13 protein-coding genes are annotated in these 19,881 nt (G+C 39.2%); 4 read left to right on the top strand and 9 right to left on the bottom strand.

Going from position 1 to position 19,881, the window contains the following annotated elements; genetic code table 11:
* Positions 1-4 precede the first annotated feature (4 nt).
* The gene (locus tag QZU45_RS02470) at positions 5-1,009 is read right to left on the bottom strand and encodes an Asd/ArgC dimerization domain-containing protein (RefSeq protein WP_295351165.1); all 1,005 of its coding nucleotides are present in this window, start codon (positions 1,007-1,009) and stop codon (positions 5-7) included.
* Between the two features lie 401 nt (positions 1,010-1,410).
* On the opposite strand from QZU45_RS02470, the gene QZU45_RS02465 reads away from it, so the two are divergent.
* Both QZU45_RS02465 and QZU45_RS02460 read left to right on the top strand, forming a co-directional pair.
* Positions 1,411-1,701: an integration host factor subunit alpha gene (locus QZU45_RS02465; RefSeq protein WP_031492354.1), complete on the top strand. Its 291-nt coding sequence runs from the start codon at positions 1,411-1,413 to the stop codon at positions 1,699-1,701.
* A 91-nt stretch (positions 1,702-1,792) separates the two neighbouring features.
* The gene (locus QZU45_RS02460; RefSeq protein WP_031492353.1) at positions 1,793-2,053 is read left to right on the top strand and encodes an HPr family phosphocarrier protein; all 261 of its coding nucleotides are present in this window, start codon (positions 1,793-1,795) and stop codon (positions 2,051-2,053) included.
* 73 nt (positions 2,054-2,126) lie between these two features.
* Here the strand turns inward: QZU45_RS02460 and QZU45_RS02455 are convergent, their stop codons facing one another.
* The 5 genes from QZU45_RS02455 to QZU45_RS02435 all read right to left on the bottom strand — a co-directional run bounded on the left by QZU45_RS02455 (position 2,127) and on the right by QZU45_RS02435 (position 12,445).
* Positions 2,127-3,671: a hypothetical protein gene (locus QZU45_RS02455; protein ID WP_295351162.1), complete on the bottom strand. Its 1,545-nt coding sequence runs from the start codon at positions 3,669-3,671 to the stop codon at positions 2,127-2,129.
* A gap of 17 nt (positions 3,672-3,688) precedes the next feature.
* Positions 3,689-5,404 carry a hypothetical protein gene (locus tag QZU45_RS02450; RefSeq protein WP_295351159.1) on the bottom strand — a complete coding sequence of 572 codons (1,716 nt, stop codon included), beginning with the start codon at positions 5,402-5,404 and terminating at the stop codon, positions 3,689-3,691.
* A 39-nt stretch (positions 5,405-5,443) separates the two neighbouring features.
* Complete coding sequence (locus tag QZU45_RS02445) at positions 5,444-6,520, bottom strand: hypothetical protein (protein ID WP_295351155.1); 1,077 nt, start codon at positions 6,518-6,520, stop codon at positions 5,444-5,446.
* A 100-nt stretch (positions 6,521-6,620) separates the two neighbouring features.
* A complete protein-coding gene (gene hrpA, locus QZU45_RS02440; protein ID WP_295351152.1) occupies positions 6,621-10,580 on the bottom strand; it encodes an ATP-dependent RNA helicase HrpA in 3,960 nt (1,319 codons plus the stop codon).
* Positions 10,581-10,582: 2 nt separating this feature from the next.
* Positions 10,583-12,445, bottom strand: a complete 1,863-nt coding sequence (locus QZU45_RS02435) for a potassium/proton antiporter (RefSeq protein ID WP_295351149.1) — start codon at positions 12,443-12,445, stop codon at positions 10,583-10,585.
* Between the two features lie 349 nt (positions 12,446-12,794).
* On the opposite strand from QZU45_RS02435, the gene QZU45_RS02430 reads away from it, so the two are divergent.
* Positions 12,795-13,799 carry a hypothetical protein gene (locus QZU45_RS02430; protein ID WP_295351147.1) on the top strand — a complete coding sequence of 335 codons (1,005 nt, stop codon included), beginning with the start codon at positions 12,795-12,797 and terminating at the stop codon, positions 13,797-13,799.
* A gap of 28 nt (positions 13,800-13,827) precedes the next feature.
* Here QZU45_RS02430 and QZU45_RS02425 read toward each other — a convergent pair whose 3' ends face one another.
* A complete protein-coding gene (locus tag QZU45_RS02425) occupies positions 13,828-14,670 on the bottom strand; it encodes a macro domain-containing protein (RefSeq protein ID WP_295351144.1) in 843 nt (280 codons plus the stop codon).
* Between the two features lie 328 nt (positions 14,671-14,998).
* Between QZU45_RS02425 and lon the strand changes: the two genes are divergently transcribed.
* Positions 14,999-17,560, top strand: a complete 2,562-nt coding sequence (gene lon / locus QZU45_RS02420) for an endopeptidase La (protein WP_295351141.1) — start codon at positions 14,999-15,001, stop codon at positions 17,558-17,560.
* A 314-nt stretch (positions 17,561-17,874) separates the two neighbouring features.
* Here the strand turns inward: lon and QZU45_RS02415 are convergent, their stop codons facing one another.
* Both QZU45_RS02415 and QZU45_RS02410 read right to left on the bottom strand, forming a co-directional pair.
* On the bottom strand, positions 17,875-18,111 hold the full coding sequence (locus tag QZU45_RS02415; protein ID WP_074840921.1) for a hypothetical protein: 237 nt from the start codon (positions 18,109-18,111) through the stop codon (positions 17,875-17,877).
* 33 nt (positions 18,112-18,144) lie between these two features.
* Positions 18,145-19,881 (bottom strand): cation-translocating P-type ATPase (locus QZU45_RS02410; RefSeq protein WP_295351137.1); only part of this gene is annotated, 1,737 nt, incomplete at its 5' end.

Genomic DNA, 19,881 nt, shown 5'->3' with positions numbered 1-19,881 from the left:
AAGGCTATATATTTTGTGCAATTAATTTTACAATTTCAACACAGGAAATTGCTTCACCTCGTCTTGTATTGTCCATCATGCATACAAAACTAACATTCTTGCTTCCTTTGATATTCTGACGAATTCTGCTTACAAGGACAGTTCTTTCGTTGATTACGTCCTCAACAGGAGTAAGATTCTCATCATTATCCTTTACAGTAACATATGATGATTTCTTAAAGACCTCAGTAACATCATCAACACTAACAGACTCTTCAAGATCGGCATTTACACTGATGGTGTGACCATAAAATACTGGCACCTGAACAGTAGTTATATCAAAGCCTCTCTCAAATTTACCAAGTATTCTTGAAACTTCGGTTTTTACAGTCTGTTCATGATCTGTATATCCGTTATCCTCAACTGTACCTGTAAGTGTATGCAGATTAAAGGCTACCTGAGCAGAAAAGCCCTGATGATCACCGTTCATTCCGTTTAACAGCAGGGTGGTTTCATGTGCAAGGGTTTCTGTCCCAAGTCTTCCCACCTCAGATACAGACTCCATTGAAGTAGCGACTGCCCTGGTAACCCCAAATTCATCATGAAGAGCACCAAGAGCTAGACAGATCTGTACTGATGGAGCAAGAGCAGGAATCACTAAACGAGACTCAATAGCTTTTTTGATATCAAAAGGATTTATCTCAGGAACAACAAGTGTGGTTTTCTCATCTCCGCTGAAAAGATGACTGTTATCAACAACAATACAGCCAGCATTCTGAGCCTTTGAAATCCAACGCTGGCTTTCATCCTGAGTACTTAAGAATAAAGCGACATTAGCCTTTTCAAAATCAAATTCTTCGATAGGCTGAACAAAATAATTCTGTGAACAGATATTTACGGCATCATATTCTCCTGAAAAAGGAGATAAAGGGAAAACATCATCAAGAGGGATTTTCTGCTCTTCAAGAGTTTCAATAACTAGTTTTCCAATATCTGAGTCATAACCGTAAATAGCTAACTTTAATGCCATGTCTGGCTCCTAATTTCATAAAACAACAAACTAGAAAAATTGTAGCACAGACGTCAAGTCCTGAATAAAATCCTCCATTAACTGTTAATGTAGGAACCTTGCCTGAAATTTTCAGTCCTGTTTTTTTATGAAAATATTTACCCCAAAAAATCCTTTAAATTTAATGTACTTCTACATCAAAGCTAGTTTGAAAAATGAAATATTTACAGTTAATTTATAAAAATTCTCAGAAAAATGTTAGCGAGATAAAATTTTTTACTAAATATTTGATAATTTATAAAAAAAATGGGAGGCATTACTAATTTTTTTTTGATTTTTGTATTATATTACAAACAGTAAGTATTAATTTTAGTACTTAACCCCTAATTATTAAGGATTTTTAAGTACGAGGAATGGTGAATATGGCGCTAACTAGAGCAGATATTGCAGACCGACTTATTATTAAGCAAGGTCTTCCTAAGACTACAGCACAGGAATTTGTTGATTCATTTTTTGAGCAGATAGCATCAACTCTAGAGTCAGGAGAAATCGTAAAACTAACCGGATTCGGTAACTTTGAATTAAAAGTTAAAAATGCCCGTCCAGGAAGAAATCCAAAGACAGGTAAAGAAGTAACTATTTCCTCAAGACGTGTTACCACCTTTAGGGCTGGACAGAAACTAAGAAACAGAATTGATATGCCAAGTGAATAGTATTTTTTTAGTGAAAAACGCTATTAAACGATAAATAATGGCATAATATATTGGTGTTGGATATTTCTTTTCTACTTGGATCTATTTAGATATGGAAAAAATTGTTTACAAAATCAAAGATCGTGATGGTGTACACGCTCGCCCAGCAGGTGCAATTATCAAAGCTATTAGCGGATATAAGTCAAAGATTACCTTAATTTATCAGGATCGACAGATTGATCTGAAAGGTGGAATCTTCGGACTTCTGGGTTTGGGTATTCGTTTTGATGACGAAATCTATATTCACGTTGAAGGTGAAGACGAAAAAGAAGCAGTTGTTGCAGTTAGAAGAGCCTTCGAAGAATATCTGTAATCAGATTATAAGATTCATAAGAAAAACTCATTCTCTCGAATGAGTTTTTTTTTACTAAAAATTGTTAAAACAACTAAGTTACAACAAATGTAATAATCTCTATAATCAGAGTTCCTGACAACAGGGCTATAGATCTGGACAGATCGTAATTAAAATCAATGAACTTGGTTATATTTTCAAAAGTTTTTGAGGCCAGCATCACTTCGTAGAACTTGAGCGTTTTAGTTCCAAAGTATGCAACAAGAAAAGAGGCTACTATACCAAATAGTATACAGGCAACAAGATTAACCGGACTGTGGATAAAGAAGTTTAGCATGAAAGTAATTACCCAGATAAAGGAGGTTACCATATCCCAGTAATGTCTGCCGGAATGCTCTCTGAACTTGAGATTACTGATATATTCAACTAAAGACAGACAGATATCCTTAGAAAAATTCTCCTTCATCAGGTTATTTGTTGACATTAAAAGCTTCTTACTTAACTCATCGGCAAGCTGCTCCTTTCTATAAGCCATAAGACTCTGAAGCTTTTCTCTCATGGTAAAGATTTTTGATGTGTAATTATCTGTTTTTACAACTTCGTTCTGAAGCTTGCGTGTTACAAGATCAAAATAAAATTCAAAGGAACACAGTAGCCCATAGAAGAACCTATTCTGACAAAGCGTCTTGAACAGTTCTATCTTAGTATCCATATCAGTAAGTGTGTTACCGATAGCTGCATCAGAGAGCTTCATTTTAAGATCACTGTAGATACTCTCTAGAACAGGAGGAATATTCAGCGGAGTGAAATTATCTCCACAGGTATAGAATGAAAAGCTTTTAGAAACCTTTGAGATATCAAAAGTTACGTAGTCCATTCTACATTCTGCTACATAGGTAATAAGAAAAACTCCGCTTTCCTTAAACTCTGCATCAATGAGCTTAAAAGGTAGCTTTTTTAGCAGTTCAAAATAGCAGGCATAATCCACGTGGCAATTTGGTATAGCAAAAACATTCTCCATGTTCTGAACTTCTACATCAATAACAGGAAAGTTTCTCGCCAGAAGACACACCATTCTATCAACCAGAACTCTACCCTTGCCCTTACAGTTCTGACAGACAATTTTCTGAAGATTGTTACAGGTTGGACAGGATATATAACCGGTTTTATTACATCTGGTACATCCTCCTTCCCTTCCCTGACAGGATGGGCACAGAATCATGCCGTATCCGGAACAGTTAGGGCAACTGATTTTTTTAGTTCCCTTACACGACGGACAAGTACAGCCACCTTTGGCATGTCTGGCGGAAATGCGGTTTATCTTATTGCAGATCTTGAAGAGATCAGCTGCAGATTTGTTCTCAAGTCCCGTACAGAATGTTCTTTTAAGATTAGCATCCTTTAAAAGAGCATCTGTATTAGTTTTCTGAAAATCTTTTAAGGCATCTTCGCTCAAGACTGTATCAGAGGACATCACAGAATTAAGAACAGTATCCCTGACATTAGCCTCAAAAAACCAGTTAACACTGAAGGTAAGTTTTACATCGGCAGTTCTGGACTCTCCATAACTGACCATATCAGGAGGGACATCCACGCTCTGAAGCATCTTTGTAATGACTTCTATTATATTCTCATGCATCTGCCACAGCTCCAGATCTACCAGCCTCGGTAGTTATAAAGGATAAAGAGAACAACATTAATAAGAATCGTGCCAAAAAGCAGACGCACAGAATGAATAGCCTCGGATGTAAGATTTGGAACCTTTCGTAGTTTGTGCCTGATTCTAAGAGAGCTTACCGCAGAATAGTATGTCCAGTTCTTAGTAAGAGTAATTGAGGTAAAAGCACATACCACAATGGATAAAACAATACACAGAAAAATACAGGCAATAGTTGGCACGAAATAAACAGCAAGAGAATTAACAAGCCACACCGCAAGAGAAACAGCAGTCCAAACCGTTTTGGTGTTTGGATTTAGCATCATCAGCAATGGCACAAAATCAATCAGATTCTTAGCAAAATATCTTGAGAATTCCTTTGAGATAAAGCCTTGGGCATTGGATATAAGTTCAAGGGAAACATTCTCTATAAGTTGTTCTTTTACCGTTGATTTTATGAGCTTGGCCTTATTATTTAAGTCATTCTTGTTTTCCCAGAGAATAGATTCAACAGTAACGCCCTGCTTTGCGGCTTCCTTCTTGATAATATCAAGCTCGTAATTCTCAATTGAACGAATGGTCTTTGCCAGGATTGCCTTTCCCGCAAGAGCCTTAACACAGACAATCTTTTCGTCGACATCATCTGTGCCTATATTCAGGGTTGATGAAAGAATATTTGACTCCTCTTTAAAGACCACGTCTAAAAGCGGAGGTTTACAGATTGGTTTTAGGGATTTTCCACAGAGGATAAAATCAAAAGGCGTAGTTTCTCCTTTCAAGTTAACTCTCACCGCAAAACATGGAGCATAACCTATGAAAGTGGCCTTATATCCATGAGGCAGTTCCGAACCTAAAGACTGATCATCAAAGTTCGCAGCCTCTAAAATAATCTTCTCATCCTCTTTTGAGAAAGAGGTAATAGTCTTATCAGAACCAGGAACATTTAGAGAGATTTCTATATCCTTACAGCTCTCAGAATCATAAATAATCTCACGCTCTACAATAAGTTCTCCCATTCCCTTACAGTGACGGCAGACAACCTTTCCTGAGCCATTACAGTGGTCACAGTTGATGAAGCCGGTACCGTTACACATGGAGCAGCTGTCTGATAGCCCCTGACATGTTGGACATGAAATTACACCTTTGCCATTACAGACCTCGCACATGGCTTTCTTACTACCATGACATTTTTTGCAACGAGCCCTACCAATAGCAGAAATACGGTTAAAAGCCATAATCTGGCCAGCCAAAGCAGTCAGTTCAGTAAATTTAGCTTCGGCGAGACGCTTGATGTAGGCTTTAGTTATATCGCTTTCCTTTTCAAGCTCCTTGGAATTTTTCTGAGTAAATTCATCTAGACCGCTTTGGGAAAGAACATGTGTTTCGTCACTGATCTTACCTGCAGGCTTGTCTGAAGCTCGGCATTTGAAATTCCAGGTAAGATTGTAATTAACCTTAGCGAAAAAAGAGAGAGGTTCTGAGACAGTGAAATCAGCAATAGGAACACCGCAGCGAGAAAAAATTGCTGAAACAATGGAATTCAGCTTTCTTGCAAAATCTACATTCTTTACCTCTAAAGCCGCGGCTTCTCTCGCCTTGCTTCCATCAACTACAGCTTCCGTAGGAGGTATAGCAGCAGATGATGGAGGAGATTTCTTTTCAGGTGTAACCTTGGCTTTATCCTTTTTATCAGGATTTTCTTTTTCTGGCTGCATCCGTTTTAAAGCTTGATAAATAGTTAACTACTATATCAACTATAGTGTTTTATTAAGATTTAACATCACAAATCTGAAAAAATTAATATCTGACACACAAAAATAATTAGAATTATCAAAAGAAATGTCGTCTCCGAATGAAAAAACAGCGTCGCTGATCGGAAATTCGGTCTTCTGATATGGAGTTTTTACAATAATCTTCTTTGAGGTCAGAATAACAGTTCCTTCATCCTTTGAAGTCCATTTACTGAATTTTGCAGCTATTGCGCGAAATACTGAACTTAAGTTCTGATTGATTTTATACATAGGGGAGGTGCTTACGTATATTACCTTCTCTGTATCCTCAAAAGTCTGCCCTTCGACTGAAATCGTAAATACAGAGGACTTCTTTTCAACAAGAGATACGGTCATATCGGCTGATGCGATAAATTTTGCGATATTGTATGGAATCTCATTAAACTTAAGCTCAAGCAATCTTGCAACTGACATGGAGTTCTCGCAGAACACCTTAAGATTCTCATAGAGTTTCTTGTTGTCATAGCGAGTTGTCATGTACTCAAGAAGGAAGATAAACTGAGCCTTTACATCAACAGCGCCATCAATAACCCATGGTAAAGATTTTAGTGTATCCACTGTCACTTCTGGAGTGTTATCCAGTAATCCGTCAGCTAAAACCTTGTTAGATTTTTCTCGGGCAAATATTTCTTTAAAGAAAAACTTTGGACCGATTGCCTTCATTCGCTGAGAATAATTACGAAGGAAACCGTAAACATCGTTGCATGGTTCTAAAAGCTGACCGTTGTCATCATAAGTAATCTTTGAGTCACGACGCAGCTCAACATTTCTGTCATCATTAAACTTCAACACAGTAAAAATTGAAATAGCTGCAGGAATCAGTCCAATGACAAGAGGATACATACCCTGTGAGAAATCACCATCCCACAGGAAAGGAAGAGCAACAAACAGGTTAACCCATCCATACCAGCCTAAAAGTCCCTGCCACCTGGTTACTTTGACTGTATCAGGGAACATGCACAGAGCCAGTCTGTAGTTAAACTGATTTAGTAAGACGGCAATTACCGCCAAAAGTCCAAGAATAATAATTAAATCTTCCATTTGTCTTCCGTTTTTTTATTATGATTCACTCAATCGAATCAGATAACATTTCTGAATTCTATCCTACTTGAACAAACAGCTCAATCACCTCAATCTGTTTTTAGCCATGTTCTGGGAACTCCTCCAGAATACGCTTAAGCTCATTGGAAATTCTCTTATCAGAAATACTTACCCTAACACCAAGCTGCTGGGCAAAATAAGACACTCTAAGTTCCTCAATAAGCCATTTTACATTGATAAGATCATCTGGTATCGCAGTGTATTTATACCTGGAAAGAGTGTTCTTATAAAGAGTATTGACCTCCTCAATCTTTCTGGTATGAACCAAATCACGGTTAACATCACGATGAACCTTTTCAATACGATATAGCATAGCGTCAAGATATCGAGGGATCTGCTCTAGATACTCAACCTTGGTAGAACTTAAAAATCCCTTGTATACCAGAGAATCCAGCTGAGCAGCCATATCCTTATAGCTGTATGCTACAGCAAGATTCAGCTGACCTTTGAGCTTTCGCTTGAGTTCATGCGCCTTTAACAGAATCTTCTCAACAGTAGAACAAAGTTTTAATGCAGTGTCATTAAGATCAGCGCGAACCTTCTCTAAAAGCTTTTTAAAACTCTCCTCATCAAAAACAGGAGCATTATTCTCCACCATTATCACATCAATGGAGGCCAGCATAAGATCATTTATAAGGTCTTTAACAGTGCCTAAAGGCTGATAGTACATTGAAAGCTTCGACTTATTAGGCAAGTGCTGTTCTAGATATGCTGTAGGCTGTTTTAATCCAAGAGATAAAAGTTTTCTCTGACCTATCCACATAGCCTTCTGCTGTTTGTATTTACTATCATATAATTCAAGAGTTACCCCCTGACCCTTATCTGTCAGCGCAGGATAGGCTGTAATCTCGATTCCGTTCTGACGGGTAACTTCAGTTGTTTTTATAGTTCCGAAATTCCACTCATTGAGAGGTTTCTGAACCTTAGCTGTTTTTGTGGAATATTTACTTAAGGCATCTTTGACCTGTCCCTGAAGACTTGCAGCAATGACATCAAAATTTCTTCCTTTTTTTATGACCTTCCCCTTTTCATCCTCAATCGAGAAGATCATAAAAAGATGCTTTTCAATCAGAGTCTTATCAAAATCATCACAGGTAACAATCTCGCCTCCCATACGGGTCAGTTCCTTTGCCGCCTTAACGTACAGGTCATCCTTGCATGGTTCTCCTATGGATTCAGACAGAGCCTTCGCATAATTAGGAGCAGGGATCAGATTCTTTCTTAATCTTTTTGGCAGAGACTTAATCAGAGAGGTTAAAAACTCCAGTCTCAAACCAGGGATCTGGTAAGCAAATTCTCTGCTGTTGATTCTGTTTACGATAGCCAGAGGAATATGAACTGTTACACCATCATCCTTTGATGTAGGATCAAAAACATAGCTTAGAGGCAGTTTGAAACTGTCATAATGCCAGAACTCAGGAAAATCATGTTCCTCTACCTGATTAAAGGCATCCTTTGAAACCAGGTCAATGGAGAAATTCAGATAATCAGGTTCACTCTTACGTTTCTCCTTCCACCATTTGTCAAAGTGTTTCTGAGTTAAGATATCCTCAGGAAGCTTTTTATCGTAAAACTCCTCGAGCACAGAGGAATCAACCAGAAGGTCACGGCGTCTGAGCTTATCCTCTACATGTTCAACCTCATCAATCACATCAAGGTTGTGTCTGAAGAAAGCATGATTACAGTCAATATCACCGCCGACAAGACCATCACGGATAAACAGCTCTCGACAAAGCTTAGGATCAATACTGGTATATAGAACCTTTCTGCCCTGAACCACAGGAAGACCATAGAGAGAAATGGTCAGATTGGCAACAACACTTCCCTTTGATTTTGACCAGTGAGGCTCTGCGTAATTCTTTTTAACAAGATGTCTGCCGATAGACTCAACCCACAGAGGATCAATTGATGCCACAGTTCTGGCAAAAAGTCTTGATGTTTCATTCAGCTCTCCTGCACAGATCCACTTTGGCTTTTTCTTATTGAATACTGAAGATGGATGAATTACAAATTTGATACCACGAGCGCCTAAGTAGAGACCTTTATCATTATCATCATAATGACCTACCTGGGAAAGAAGACCACTTAAAATAGAGCGATGAACCGCATCATAACCTGCCGGAACCTCATTTAAGGTATACTTAAGCATCTGGCAGGAAGCTCTTAACTGACGAAGAAGATCAAACCATTCACGAACTCTCAGATAGGAGATAAACTCTGATTTAAGATTTTTACGAAGCTGCGAGTTACTCATCTCTTTCTGGCACTTGCAGATATAATGATACAGATTCAGATATGCAAGAAAATCTGACTTTTCATCATCAAATCGAGCATGCTGCTGACGGCTCTGTTCCTGTTTATCAACAGGTCTTTCTCGAGGATCCATAACAGCCATAGCGGAAACAATAACCAGGACCTCTGATAAGGCTCCTTCCTTATTAGCCTCCACGAGCATTCTTGAAAGTCGAGGATCACAAGGTATTTTTGATAAATCAGTACCTATTTTAGTGAGTCTAAGCTCATCTGTAGATAAGCCTCGAGACTCATTTATAGCGCCAACTTCCTCTAAAAGTCTGATACCATCGGTAATCTGTTTACCTGATGGAGGATCAATAAAAGGAAAAACGGTGATGTTTCCAAGTCTTAAAGACACCATCTGAAGGATAACTGAAGCCAGATTGGTTCTTAAAATTTCCGGATCAGTAAAATCCTGTCTTAAGTCAAAATCTTCCTTTGAGTAAAGTCTTACACATACACCTTCACTCACACGACCGCAGCGGCCTTTTCTCTGATCGGCACTGGCCTTTGAAATCTTTTCAATTGGAAGACTCTGAACCTTGGTTCTTGGAGAATAGCGGCTGATTCTTGCGGTCCCGGGATCAATCACATATTTTATACCGGGTACAGTCAAAGAGGTCTCAGCAACATTGGTTGCAAGCACCACTCTTACAGTTGAGTGCGGAGCAAAAATCTTATTCTGATCAGATGTAGCCAAACGGGCATACAGCGGAAGGATTTCTGTATTCGGCAGATGAGCCTTGGAGAGGAACTTGGCAATATCCATGATCTCTCGTTCTCCAGGGAGAAATACCAGAATATCCTCTCGGCCATACTCTTTGAACAGGAATCTTATGGCATTTAAAATACCATTTCTAAGATCCTTCTCATCTGTCTCAACCTCATCATCCGTATCGGAATCCTCAGTCTCACCTAATGGTCTGTAGACAACCTCAACAGGATAGGTTCTACCTGAAACCTCAATGATTGGAGCATTATCAAAATGCTCTGAAAAACGTTTGGTATTGATGGTCGCAGAGGTGATAATCAGCTTAAGATCAGAGCGAACCTTTAATAATTTTTTTAGATAGCCCAGAAGAAAGTCAATATTTAAAGAGCGCTCATGAGCCTCATCAATAATGATGCAGTCATAACTCAAAAGCTTTCTGTCATGAGCTGTTTCTGCAAGCAGAATACCATCAGTCATAAGCTTAATATAGCTTGTATCCGATGTTACATCATTGAATCGGACCTTATATCCTACACTCTGCCCAAGTTCTTCACCAAGTTCTGATGCTATTCTGGTACTTACAGCTCTGGCAGCAATTCGACGGGGCTGAGTATGTCCTATAAAGCCAAAGCGTCCGAGTCCCGCCTCAAGACACATCTTTGGAATCTGAGTAGTTTTACCTGAACCAGTTTCACCTGCAATAATTACAACCTGATTGGCTTTAATTGCCTCAATGATTTCCTCACGTTTCTGTGATACAGGAAGATTATCATCGTAGGTTAATTCAGGAATATGATTTTCACGCTCCTTAAAAAACTCAAGGTACTCTTCAAGTTTTTCACTGATAGAAAGCTGAAGCTCAATTGCCTTATCATTCTGACAAGAAGAGAGCTTATTAAGCTCCCTTGAAATTAGATGTCTATGTCTGAAAGTTAATAATGGAAATCTGCTTTTTACGTCTGAGATAAATTTTTCTTGTTCTTTATTTGCCATAGCTAAGAGTATTCTTCGTCGTCATTTATACTGTCAAACAGCTGCTGCTGAGCAATCTTACGTCGACGTTCAAGTTCTTCCTGTTCTATTTTCTGCATAATGAGCTTATCTTTGCGTTTGCGTTCAAACTCCAGCATTAACTCTGAAGTCAGATACAGACCCGCTCTTCTGATCTTGTCACCTTCAAGGTCAACTACAACCAAAGATATTTTAATCAGATTTACCCTATCGCCTGGCTGAGGATATCCGCCAATATGATAGGACATGAAATCCCCCAGTGTCAGAGTCTTCTCATAGGTGGTCAGCTCAAAACCGTACTGTTCGCCTAATTCAACCATAAGCGTATCAGCGGCGTACATTTTATCACCTTTATACAAAGGCTGTCTCTTCTCTTTTAAAGGATGAGAGAACAGTGAATTCAAAAGCAATTCATCAGCATCACGTCCGATTAAAGAGAGAATATCACCGACCTTGATTGGAGTATCCCCCTGACACTTAATCATTTTTCCATCACGGAAAATTGCTGCAACAGAAGTTCCCTTAGGGAAAGGAATAGTCCTTAAAACAGCGCCATCAAAAGTTGGCTCCTTGATTCGATAATTCAAAATCTCATAGTCGTTTGAAAGCATAATACCAACGTCAGACTTGGTAATAGGGACCATAACTGAAGGAGTACATACTTTTAGAAACTTTGAAAGAGGAACAATCAGAGAGCCCTGGAATAAAAGAGATACGATAACCACCACAAAAGCAACATTAAAATACAGCTGAGGATTATCCAGATTCTCAAATACAGGATAGATTGCAAGTACAATAGGAACAGATCCGCGTAGTCCTACCCAGGACATGAAAATCAGATCACGGTTATTGTATGATCTAAAAAAAGGCTTCAGACAGAAAAATACCGCAATAGGTCTTGCAATAACGGTTATAACCACCGCAATAACCACACCTGGCAGCCAATAGTTGATCATCTCATGAGGTGTAACCAGTAAACCTAACATTAAGAACAGAGTGATCTGAGAGAGCCAGGTAAAGCCCTCTGATACAGGCAGAATATAGCTCACATGTCTGGTTTTCTGATTACCAACAAACATTCCTATTATAAAAATCGCAAGGAAACCAGATCCATTCAGATAGGCGGTTACTGCAAAACCGACCAGGCCCATACCAATAACGAGAATACAGTACAGTCCGACACCTAATGAAATGTTGGCAATGATAAATCTGGCAAGAGCACCGAAGCAGACACCAATAAAAATACCGAAGCCGAACTGAGTTGCAAAGAACAGAAGAGCATCTGTTAAGGATGTAGCCTTGGCAGAGGCAAAGGCAATCATGGTCGTAGTAAGCAGAATTGCCATAGGGTCGTTAGTTGCAGATTCAATCTGTAATGTACTGTTCACGTTAGTCTTAAGTGAAACACCATCATTTCTTGACAGCAGAGAGAACACTGCTGCAGCGTCAGTAGAACCTACGATACAACCTAAAAGTAGAGACTCAATTAAAGAGATATCCAAAAGCAGATAGGCAATGCCTCCGGTAATACCGGAGGTAACCACAACACCTATTGTCGCAAGTATCGTGGATTCGCTTGCCACTGATTTCATTGTAGAAAAATTGGTTCTAAGTCCGCCATCAAGCAAAATAATCGCCAGCATCAGGTTGGCAATAAAAAAAGCGGATCTGTAATCTGTGTACTGAATGTGAAGAATGACTCCATCTTCACCAGTTAACATACCGATTGCAAGGAACAACAGCAACAGTGGTGTTCCAAAGAAGGAGGACAGTTTTGAAGCAAATATAGCAAAAGACAGCAACAATCCAACAATAAAGAATGCGTAATTAATGTCACTTATCTGCATCGCATCCTCCTTGTCATGTTATTGTGGAAATATTCAGATTTGAACTCGTTACATTTCTTTTGGTGTCATATTTATATTCTAAATTAGAACCGTCTTTAAAAATAGTAAATTTCAAACATTTGTCAAAATTTTTTAAAATTTTTTCTTTCAATTACACAAGGTTAGAGAGACAAAAAAATTAATTGGGATAAATGCTCAATTATGTGCAGAAAAAAACAAAGCAGATGTCTAATGTATTACGCAAAAGACACATAAAAAAAAGTCAAACGATAGACTATGATAAAATGCAGACCTGTATTTATGATATTCATCAGATAAGTTTTTTTACCTAAAAAAATCAGATTGTATTATGGAAGAATTTGGCTTAACCCGTGTTCCCTACTACCCAGAACTTAATGTAGTCAGAAGAGATACCATTACGAATGACTGCAGTCCTATTGTTCTGTCGGTGCTGCTTTTCTGGCATTCAAAAGATAAATATGTAAGATTTAACGCCAGATGTCATACTCATCTTCTGGCAAGAAATCTAAGAGTTTCGCCTGAAGAGGTAAAAGACGCACTGGAATATCTTTCTGACATAAAACTTCTTGTTAAAAAAGAAGAAGTCATAACCACACAGAGCGAAGATCCCAACAAGAAAACAAAACTAAACGAATTTTATGATCTGGATTTTCACAGCCTTCATGAATTTTTAAAAGAAAAAGGAATTACCATTCCTGTAAAAGTACTGAGAATGGCGTCAGATGACTATTTTGATTTCTACTCCTATATTAGTCCAAGACGCTTGCCTGTTGTGCAGGGGCTTTTAGGCATGGTTAAAGGAGATAAATACGATACCGCAGCACTGAATGCCTGCGCAATCATATGCGGAATCTGTCGTGAAAATGAATATGAGGATTTCTCATACAAAGCCCTGGCTCCTGGATGGAGAATGCTCGCACAGCCACCTGCAACCGCATTTGATGTAGTACAAAGATATCAGAGAGAAGGAGAGCGTTCCGTAGATATCGATCTTATGGATGGATCTTTCTTTATGCCCGACGGAGATTATTTTGGAACCGAAAAACACAAAATCTGGCATTCAGGAAAGACAATGGAGCCAAGAATTCTGGCAGCAGCACTATATCTTTGTTTTACAGCTGTAGATAAGGATATTGAATTCTATTCCGATCTGAGCATGGACGAACTAAAAGACGCCTTTGAGCTTTTGTACAGATTCACATCATTAAAAGGAAGAATCGGAGAATACTACTATCACTACAGAGATGTTCAAGGAGAAAAACTAAAAGAGGAACAGGAAAAATACAAAGCTATCCTAGACTCTCTGGATAATCTTGAGACTTTCGATTTTTAGTAGATGGCGCCTATTTGTGGCGCCATTTTTAAATCAGATTGATATTAAAGAAAGGATGGAGCTCGGCACTATCCTTTTCTGGCTGAGGATCAAACTCAATCTTATAGGCCTTTGCATCTCTGTCAGATTCCACAGAGAACACTATCTTCAAATCATTTCCATGAGCCTTAAGATCGTCATTAACAGTATTTACTGCAATGCGAGCCGCAACTGAATTTGGGAAACCAAGAGAATCAGTTGAAATACTGCAGAAAGCCAGAGACTTAACTCCATTCTTTCTTGCAACCTTTAAAGCCTCTGTGTAGCATGAGGCCAAAGTAGCCTTCTCTCTTGGAGAAATATTGAATCCAACCTTTGGACCGACCACATGAATTACAAATTTGCATGGAAGATTGAAGCCGTGAGTGATTGTAGCAGTGCCCTCTCTTGCCTCTCCTCCTCCTAAAATCTTATAGCACTCATAACGAAGCTGCAGACCTGCTGCAGAATGAATGCAATTGTCTATGCAGTTATGCCCTGCCTGAAAACATCCTAAAAGCGATGGTGTTGCAGAATTTACAATGGCATCAACCTTTAAAGTGGTGATATCCCCCTGATGAAGACTCATATTTGAATTGATTTTTGCCTTTAGAAGGCCCTCTGTCTGAACAAGGCTCTTCTCGGAAAGCTCAGCCTGCAGTAGCTGATCCTGCATTGTAAAATATTCAGGAGGAAGTTTATTCTGCACACGATGCATATTCATAAGCCCTCTTAACAGAGCTCTCTGTGCAAAATAGTCATCAGAAAACGACTGAGCCTGATTCTTTAAACTAGGCACGAACTGTACTAATATGTCGATAAGCTTTTCTACTAAAGGTCCTTTCTCAATCATATTGGTTCACCTTTATGAATGTTATTTTTTTAGTTCTAGATTTTTTATACCGTTACCTGCATTTTTTGGCAACCTTCTTACTTTAAAAATTCGGTATGCTCTGCAACATAAATATTTTTTAACTTTTTTGTATGAAAATCAGATCTGTATATGATTTTTTGAAATTTAAAATTTCTTTTGAAAAAACAGATAGATCCCTAATCACAAAAGACAAAAAGCACAACAAGTTAGACAAAAGTAATTATTGTGGAAAAAATTACTTGAAAAAAAGCTGAGTTGGCACCATGTTTAAAGAGAACGAGTGAAACAGAAGTAAGGTTGAAAATATATGTCAGATAATACTCCTAAAGATAAAGACAGCCTTGATCCTGAGAAGATTAAAGAACTCAATGACAAAGTTGACTCCATCAAAGAGAATATTAGAAAAGGTGTTGAGGAATTAAAAAAGACAGAAGCCCTGATCAATGCCCAGAAAGCAGATTCATTAAAATCTCTCGCAGCAAAGCTTGCTAGTCTTGGCGAGAACGTGGATGGCATTGATCTTCCAAAGTCCGAGCCAGAGGAGATGTTCATAATTCCAACCTTTGGCCGACCAGTAATGCCATCTCAGATTACTCCTATGCAGATAAAATCTGACTATGAGGAGATCATCACTCAGATTGCACAGTCAGAGAAAAAGACCTTTGCTATTTTTGCAATCGACGAAAAACTTGAGAAAAAAGGAAAGATCAGACCTAGCGATTTTCCTAAGATGGGTACTCTGGTCAAACTGCTACACGCAAAAGCCGTTCCTGGTGAGGTTCATTTTGTCTGTGAAGGAATTGAACGTGTAACTATCCAGGAGTGGAAAAGCTTTAACGGCTCCCCAAAGGCAGTTTTGGAGTATCCTGAAAACGAGATGCCAGAACCAGGAACAGAGGATGAAGTAAAGGTTAAGGCTTATGCCATGAACCTTGTATCCCTGCTTCAGGAACTGCTGCCACTAAATCCGATGTACTCTGATGAAATGCGTCAGTATCTGCTTCGCTTTGATCAGAATGATCCTTCTCTTCTGGCAGACTGCGCAGCATCTGTTACAACCACCTCAGCAAAATCCCTGCAGAAGGTTTTAGACTGTACCAATATTCTAAAGCGTCTGGAGTTATCTCAGGATCTGCTACAGAAGGAACTGAAGGCCGCAAAGCTTCATGACGAGATAAAAACCACCGTAAATGAGAAACTCTCAAGAAAGCAGAAGGAATATGTTCTAAGAGAACAGCTAAAACAGATTCAGAAAGAACTTGGAACTCGTGCTGACAGTTCATCTGAGGCAGATGAATATGTAGACAGGATGAAGAAGTTATCTCCACCAGACTACATAACCAAGAGATTCGAAAAAGAGCTTAAAAAGCTGAATACACTTGACCCTAATTCACCAGAATATGCAGGACTTACAAATTATCTGGATATTCTGACCTCAATTCCATGGGGAGAAGTTGCCAAGGAAGAACTTGATATCGCAAAAGCCAGAAAAATTCTGGACGAGGATCATGAAGGTCTAAAGGATGTCAAAGACCGAATTCTGGAGTTTCTGGCAGTAGGAGCTCTTAAGGGAAATACAAACGGTTCAATTCTGCTGTTTGTAGGACCTCCTGGTGTTGGTAAAACCTCTATTGGAAAATCAATTGCTAAAGCTTTAAACAGACCATTCTACAGGCTATCTTTAGGCGGTGTTAACGATGAATCTGTGATTAAGGGTCATCGCAAAACTTATGTAGGAGCAATGCCGGGAAAATTTGTCCAGGCGCTTCGAGAAGCCAAGGTTATGAATCCTGTAATCATGCTTGATGAAATCGACAAGCTGACCAGATCATATCATGGTGATCCTGCCTCAACTCTGCTTGAGACCCTAGATCCAGAACAGAACAACGGCTTTATGGATCATTATCTGGATGAGAGACTGGATTTATCAAAGTGTCTGTTTATCTGTACAGCAAACACAACTGATACCATTCCGCCAGCTCTTTTGGATAGAATGGATCCGATAAGACTTTCTGGATACATCAGTCAGGAAAAACTGGCCATTACCAAAAAGCATCTGCTGCCAAAAGGACTTGAGAAGGCTAACATGAAAAAGAGCCAGCTTAAGATCTCTGACAGTGTTCTCAAAAAGATTATTGAGGAATATGCTCGTGAGAGTGGTATGCGTTCAACCCAGAGAGCTATCGATAAAATCATCCGTAAAGCAGCAGTTAAGCTTTTAGAGGGAGAAAAGTCGGTAACTATAACCGCCTCCTCTCTGTTTGACTACCTAGGAACAGCACCTTTCAAACGAGAAAAGAAACTTGAAGGTGTTGGTGTTATCACTGGACTTGCCTGGACCTCTGTTGGAGGTGCCACCCTTCCTATCGAGTCATCAAGGGTTAACAACGATGCAAAGGGATTTGAACTGACAGGCTCCCTGGGAGATGTCATGAAAGAATCAGCTCATATTGCCTACAGCTATGTTCAGTCACATATGGGAACCTTCTGTAAAGAGAAAAAGGATTTCTTTAAAAAAGCGTTCATCCATCTGCATGTACCAGAGGGAGCAACTCCAAAAGATGGACCTTCTGCAGGTGTAACCATGGCAACAAGCCTTTTATCTCTTGCCATGAATAAGGCTCCAAGAAAAGGATTTGCCATGACAGGAGAGCTTTCTCTTACCGGTCAGGTTCTGGCAATCGGAGGCATAAAGGAGAAGACTATTGCTGCAAGACGAATGGGTATTACCAACATCATCTGTCCTAAGGCTAATGAGTCGGATGTAAAAGAACTGCCTGCAGAAGTTACCGAAGGTGTCACCTACTACTATGCTGATACATTCAACGATGTAGCAAAAGTTATATTCGCTACAGGCAAGACCAAATAGCTACCCCAAAGGTCATTCCGATAATCTAAGTAACGCCCTGATTTGAATATAATTCATCAGGGCTTTCTTCTATCCAATAGATAGGAAAGGAGTTAACTTTATAATGTACATCTGATTCTTAAAAGAAAATTTTCGCAGCATTTTCAACTGCATTGACCGTATATCCTCTTTTCTTGCAGCAGAGCTGACAATATACTGCCGATTATTTGAAAAAAAGAGAAAAACAGAATGAAAACTGAAAAGAATTTATAGAAAAGATAAGATTAAAGCTGTCCCAGACAATTACGTCTGGGATAAGCTTTTTTTTGTAAAGATTACTTAGACTTCTTAGCAGCTTTCTGCTCAGCAATTAAGTCCTCTAAGTGCTCTTTCTGAGCCTGAAGCTCTTCCTCGGATAAGGCAGTCTCTTCAGTCTTTGAGAACTTTGAGGTTAGAGAATCAAAAGAACCTAAAATCTGCTCCTTGTGATCCTGGAAAAGCTTATAGCCAACAGCACCAGCAACAACACCTGCTGCTAAACCAATAAAGAAATCAGTCTTGTTAGATAACATAATTATCTCCTTTTATATAGTTAATCTTAAAAATTATAAATTATCCAAATCCTGATTGCGCTTAATTTTTTCAAAATTAAACTTCTTATCAAAAAGAATTCTGGCTGAATTAATAACAACACCTATGGTTGCAGCATTATGAATGGTTGCCGCAATAAGAGGATTGATCTTTCCTAGCGCACCTAGCATCATTGCTGCAGAATTGATGGCAATTGTCGCAGCAAAATTCTGACGAACCAGTCCCATGGTGGATTTAGATAATTCCATGACCTTTGCAAGTTTTAAAGGTTCATCAGAAGTAATTGTAATATCGGCTGACTCCATGGCAATATCAGTAGATTTTCCACCAAGGGCTACACCAATATCGGCATAAGCCAGAGCAGGAGCATCATTGATACCGTCACCAACCATCAGAACCTTTGAGTAACTCTGCTTACTTGCAACAAATTCAGCCTTCTCATGAGGAAGAACATCAGACTTGTAACCATCAAGATCAAGTTTTCCTGCAACATACTCTGCTGTAACCTTGTTGTCACCAGTAAGCATTACGATTTCGTCAACACCGTTTCGGCGGATTCTGTTAAGAGTCTTCTTGATATCCTTGCGGATTGGGTCTGTGATTACCAGTGCCCCCAGGAGCTCACTGTTTCTTGCCACGTAAATAATATTGCATTCCTTTGAAAAACCAGATCTGTCAATGTCATTCACGCCTGGAATTTTCTTCTCCTTCATGAAGGTTCTGCTTCCAACCAGGATCTCGCCCCCCTTATAGGAATCAAAATCAGAAACATTAGCGCATATACCACGACCGACAACAGTCTCTGTCTTAACTTCATGAGGAACATTCCAGTTCTTATCCTGAGCATAATTAATTACAGCTTCAGCTAAAGGATGAGATGAAGATTTCTCGGCAGCTGCAGCTAATAGAACCAGCTCCTTCTCCTCAATCTCATTGCATCTAATAGTATCAATCAGGATTGGATGACCATCAGTAATTGTTCCGGTCTTATCCAGAATAACAGTATCAATATCAGCTAAAGTCTCAATGAAGTTACCACCTTTGACCAGCACACCTATCTGAGCTGCTTTACTGATTGAAGCTGAAATTGCAGTTGAAGTAGAAAGCTTCAGACCGCAGCTGAAGTCAATGAAGAACATGTTTAATACACGCTGGAAATCACGGGTTACACCATAAACAACGGCAGCAGACAAAAATGAAATAGGCACCAGGGCATTAGCCATTCTGTCAGCAAAGTTCTGAATTGGAGCTCTGCGATTCTGCGCATTCTCCACCATGTTTATGATACGAGCAAGATTGGTTTCATCTCCAACCTTGGAAACCCTGATTGTTATTTCTCCAGAGCGAACCACTGTACCGGCATAAACTTCCTGCTTTATAGTCTTAAATGCAGGAATTGACTCACCGGTTAAGGAAGACTGATCAATTGAAGCCTCACCTTCAATAATCACACCATCCACGCAGATCTTCTCTCCAACGTAAACAACAACCTCGTCATTGACCATTACATCGTCAATGCTTACCTTGGAGACATGCCCCTTCTTATCCTTTAGCCATACATATTTCTCCTTCATATCAAGAAGATTTGAAATATGCTGACGAGCCTTCTCTGCCGCACCAATAGTCAGCATTTCTGCAAAATTGGACAGAACTAATAGGGAAAGACTGGATTCAGGTTTTCCTGACAGCACAGATGCCAGCACGGCTGTTGCAGTTAAGGTATCAGCATTTGGAGCCTTTTCTTTAATAAG

The organism is uncultured Succinivibrio sp. (genome assembly GCF_902756765.1).
GTDB lineage: Bacteria > Pseudomonadota > Gammaproteobacteria > Enterobacterales > Succinivibrionaceae > Succinivibrio.
This window is presented reverse-complemented; position numbering and strand designations above follow the sequence as displayed.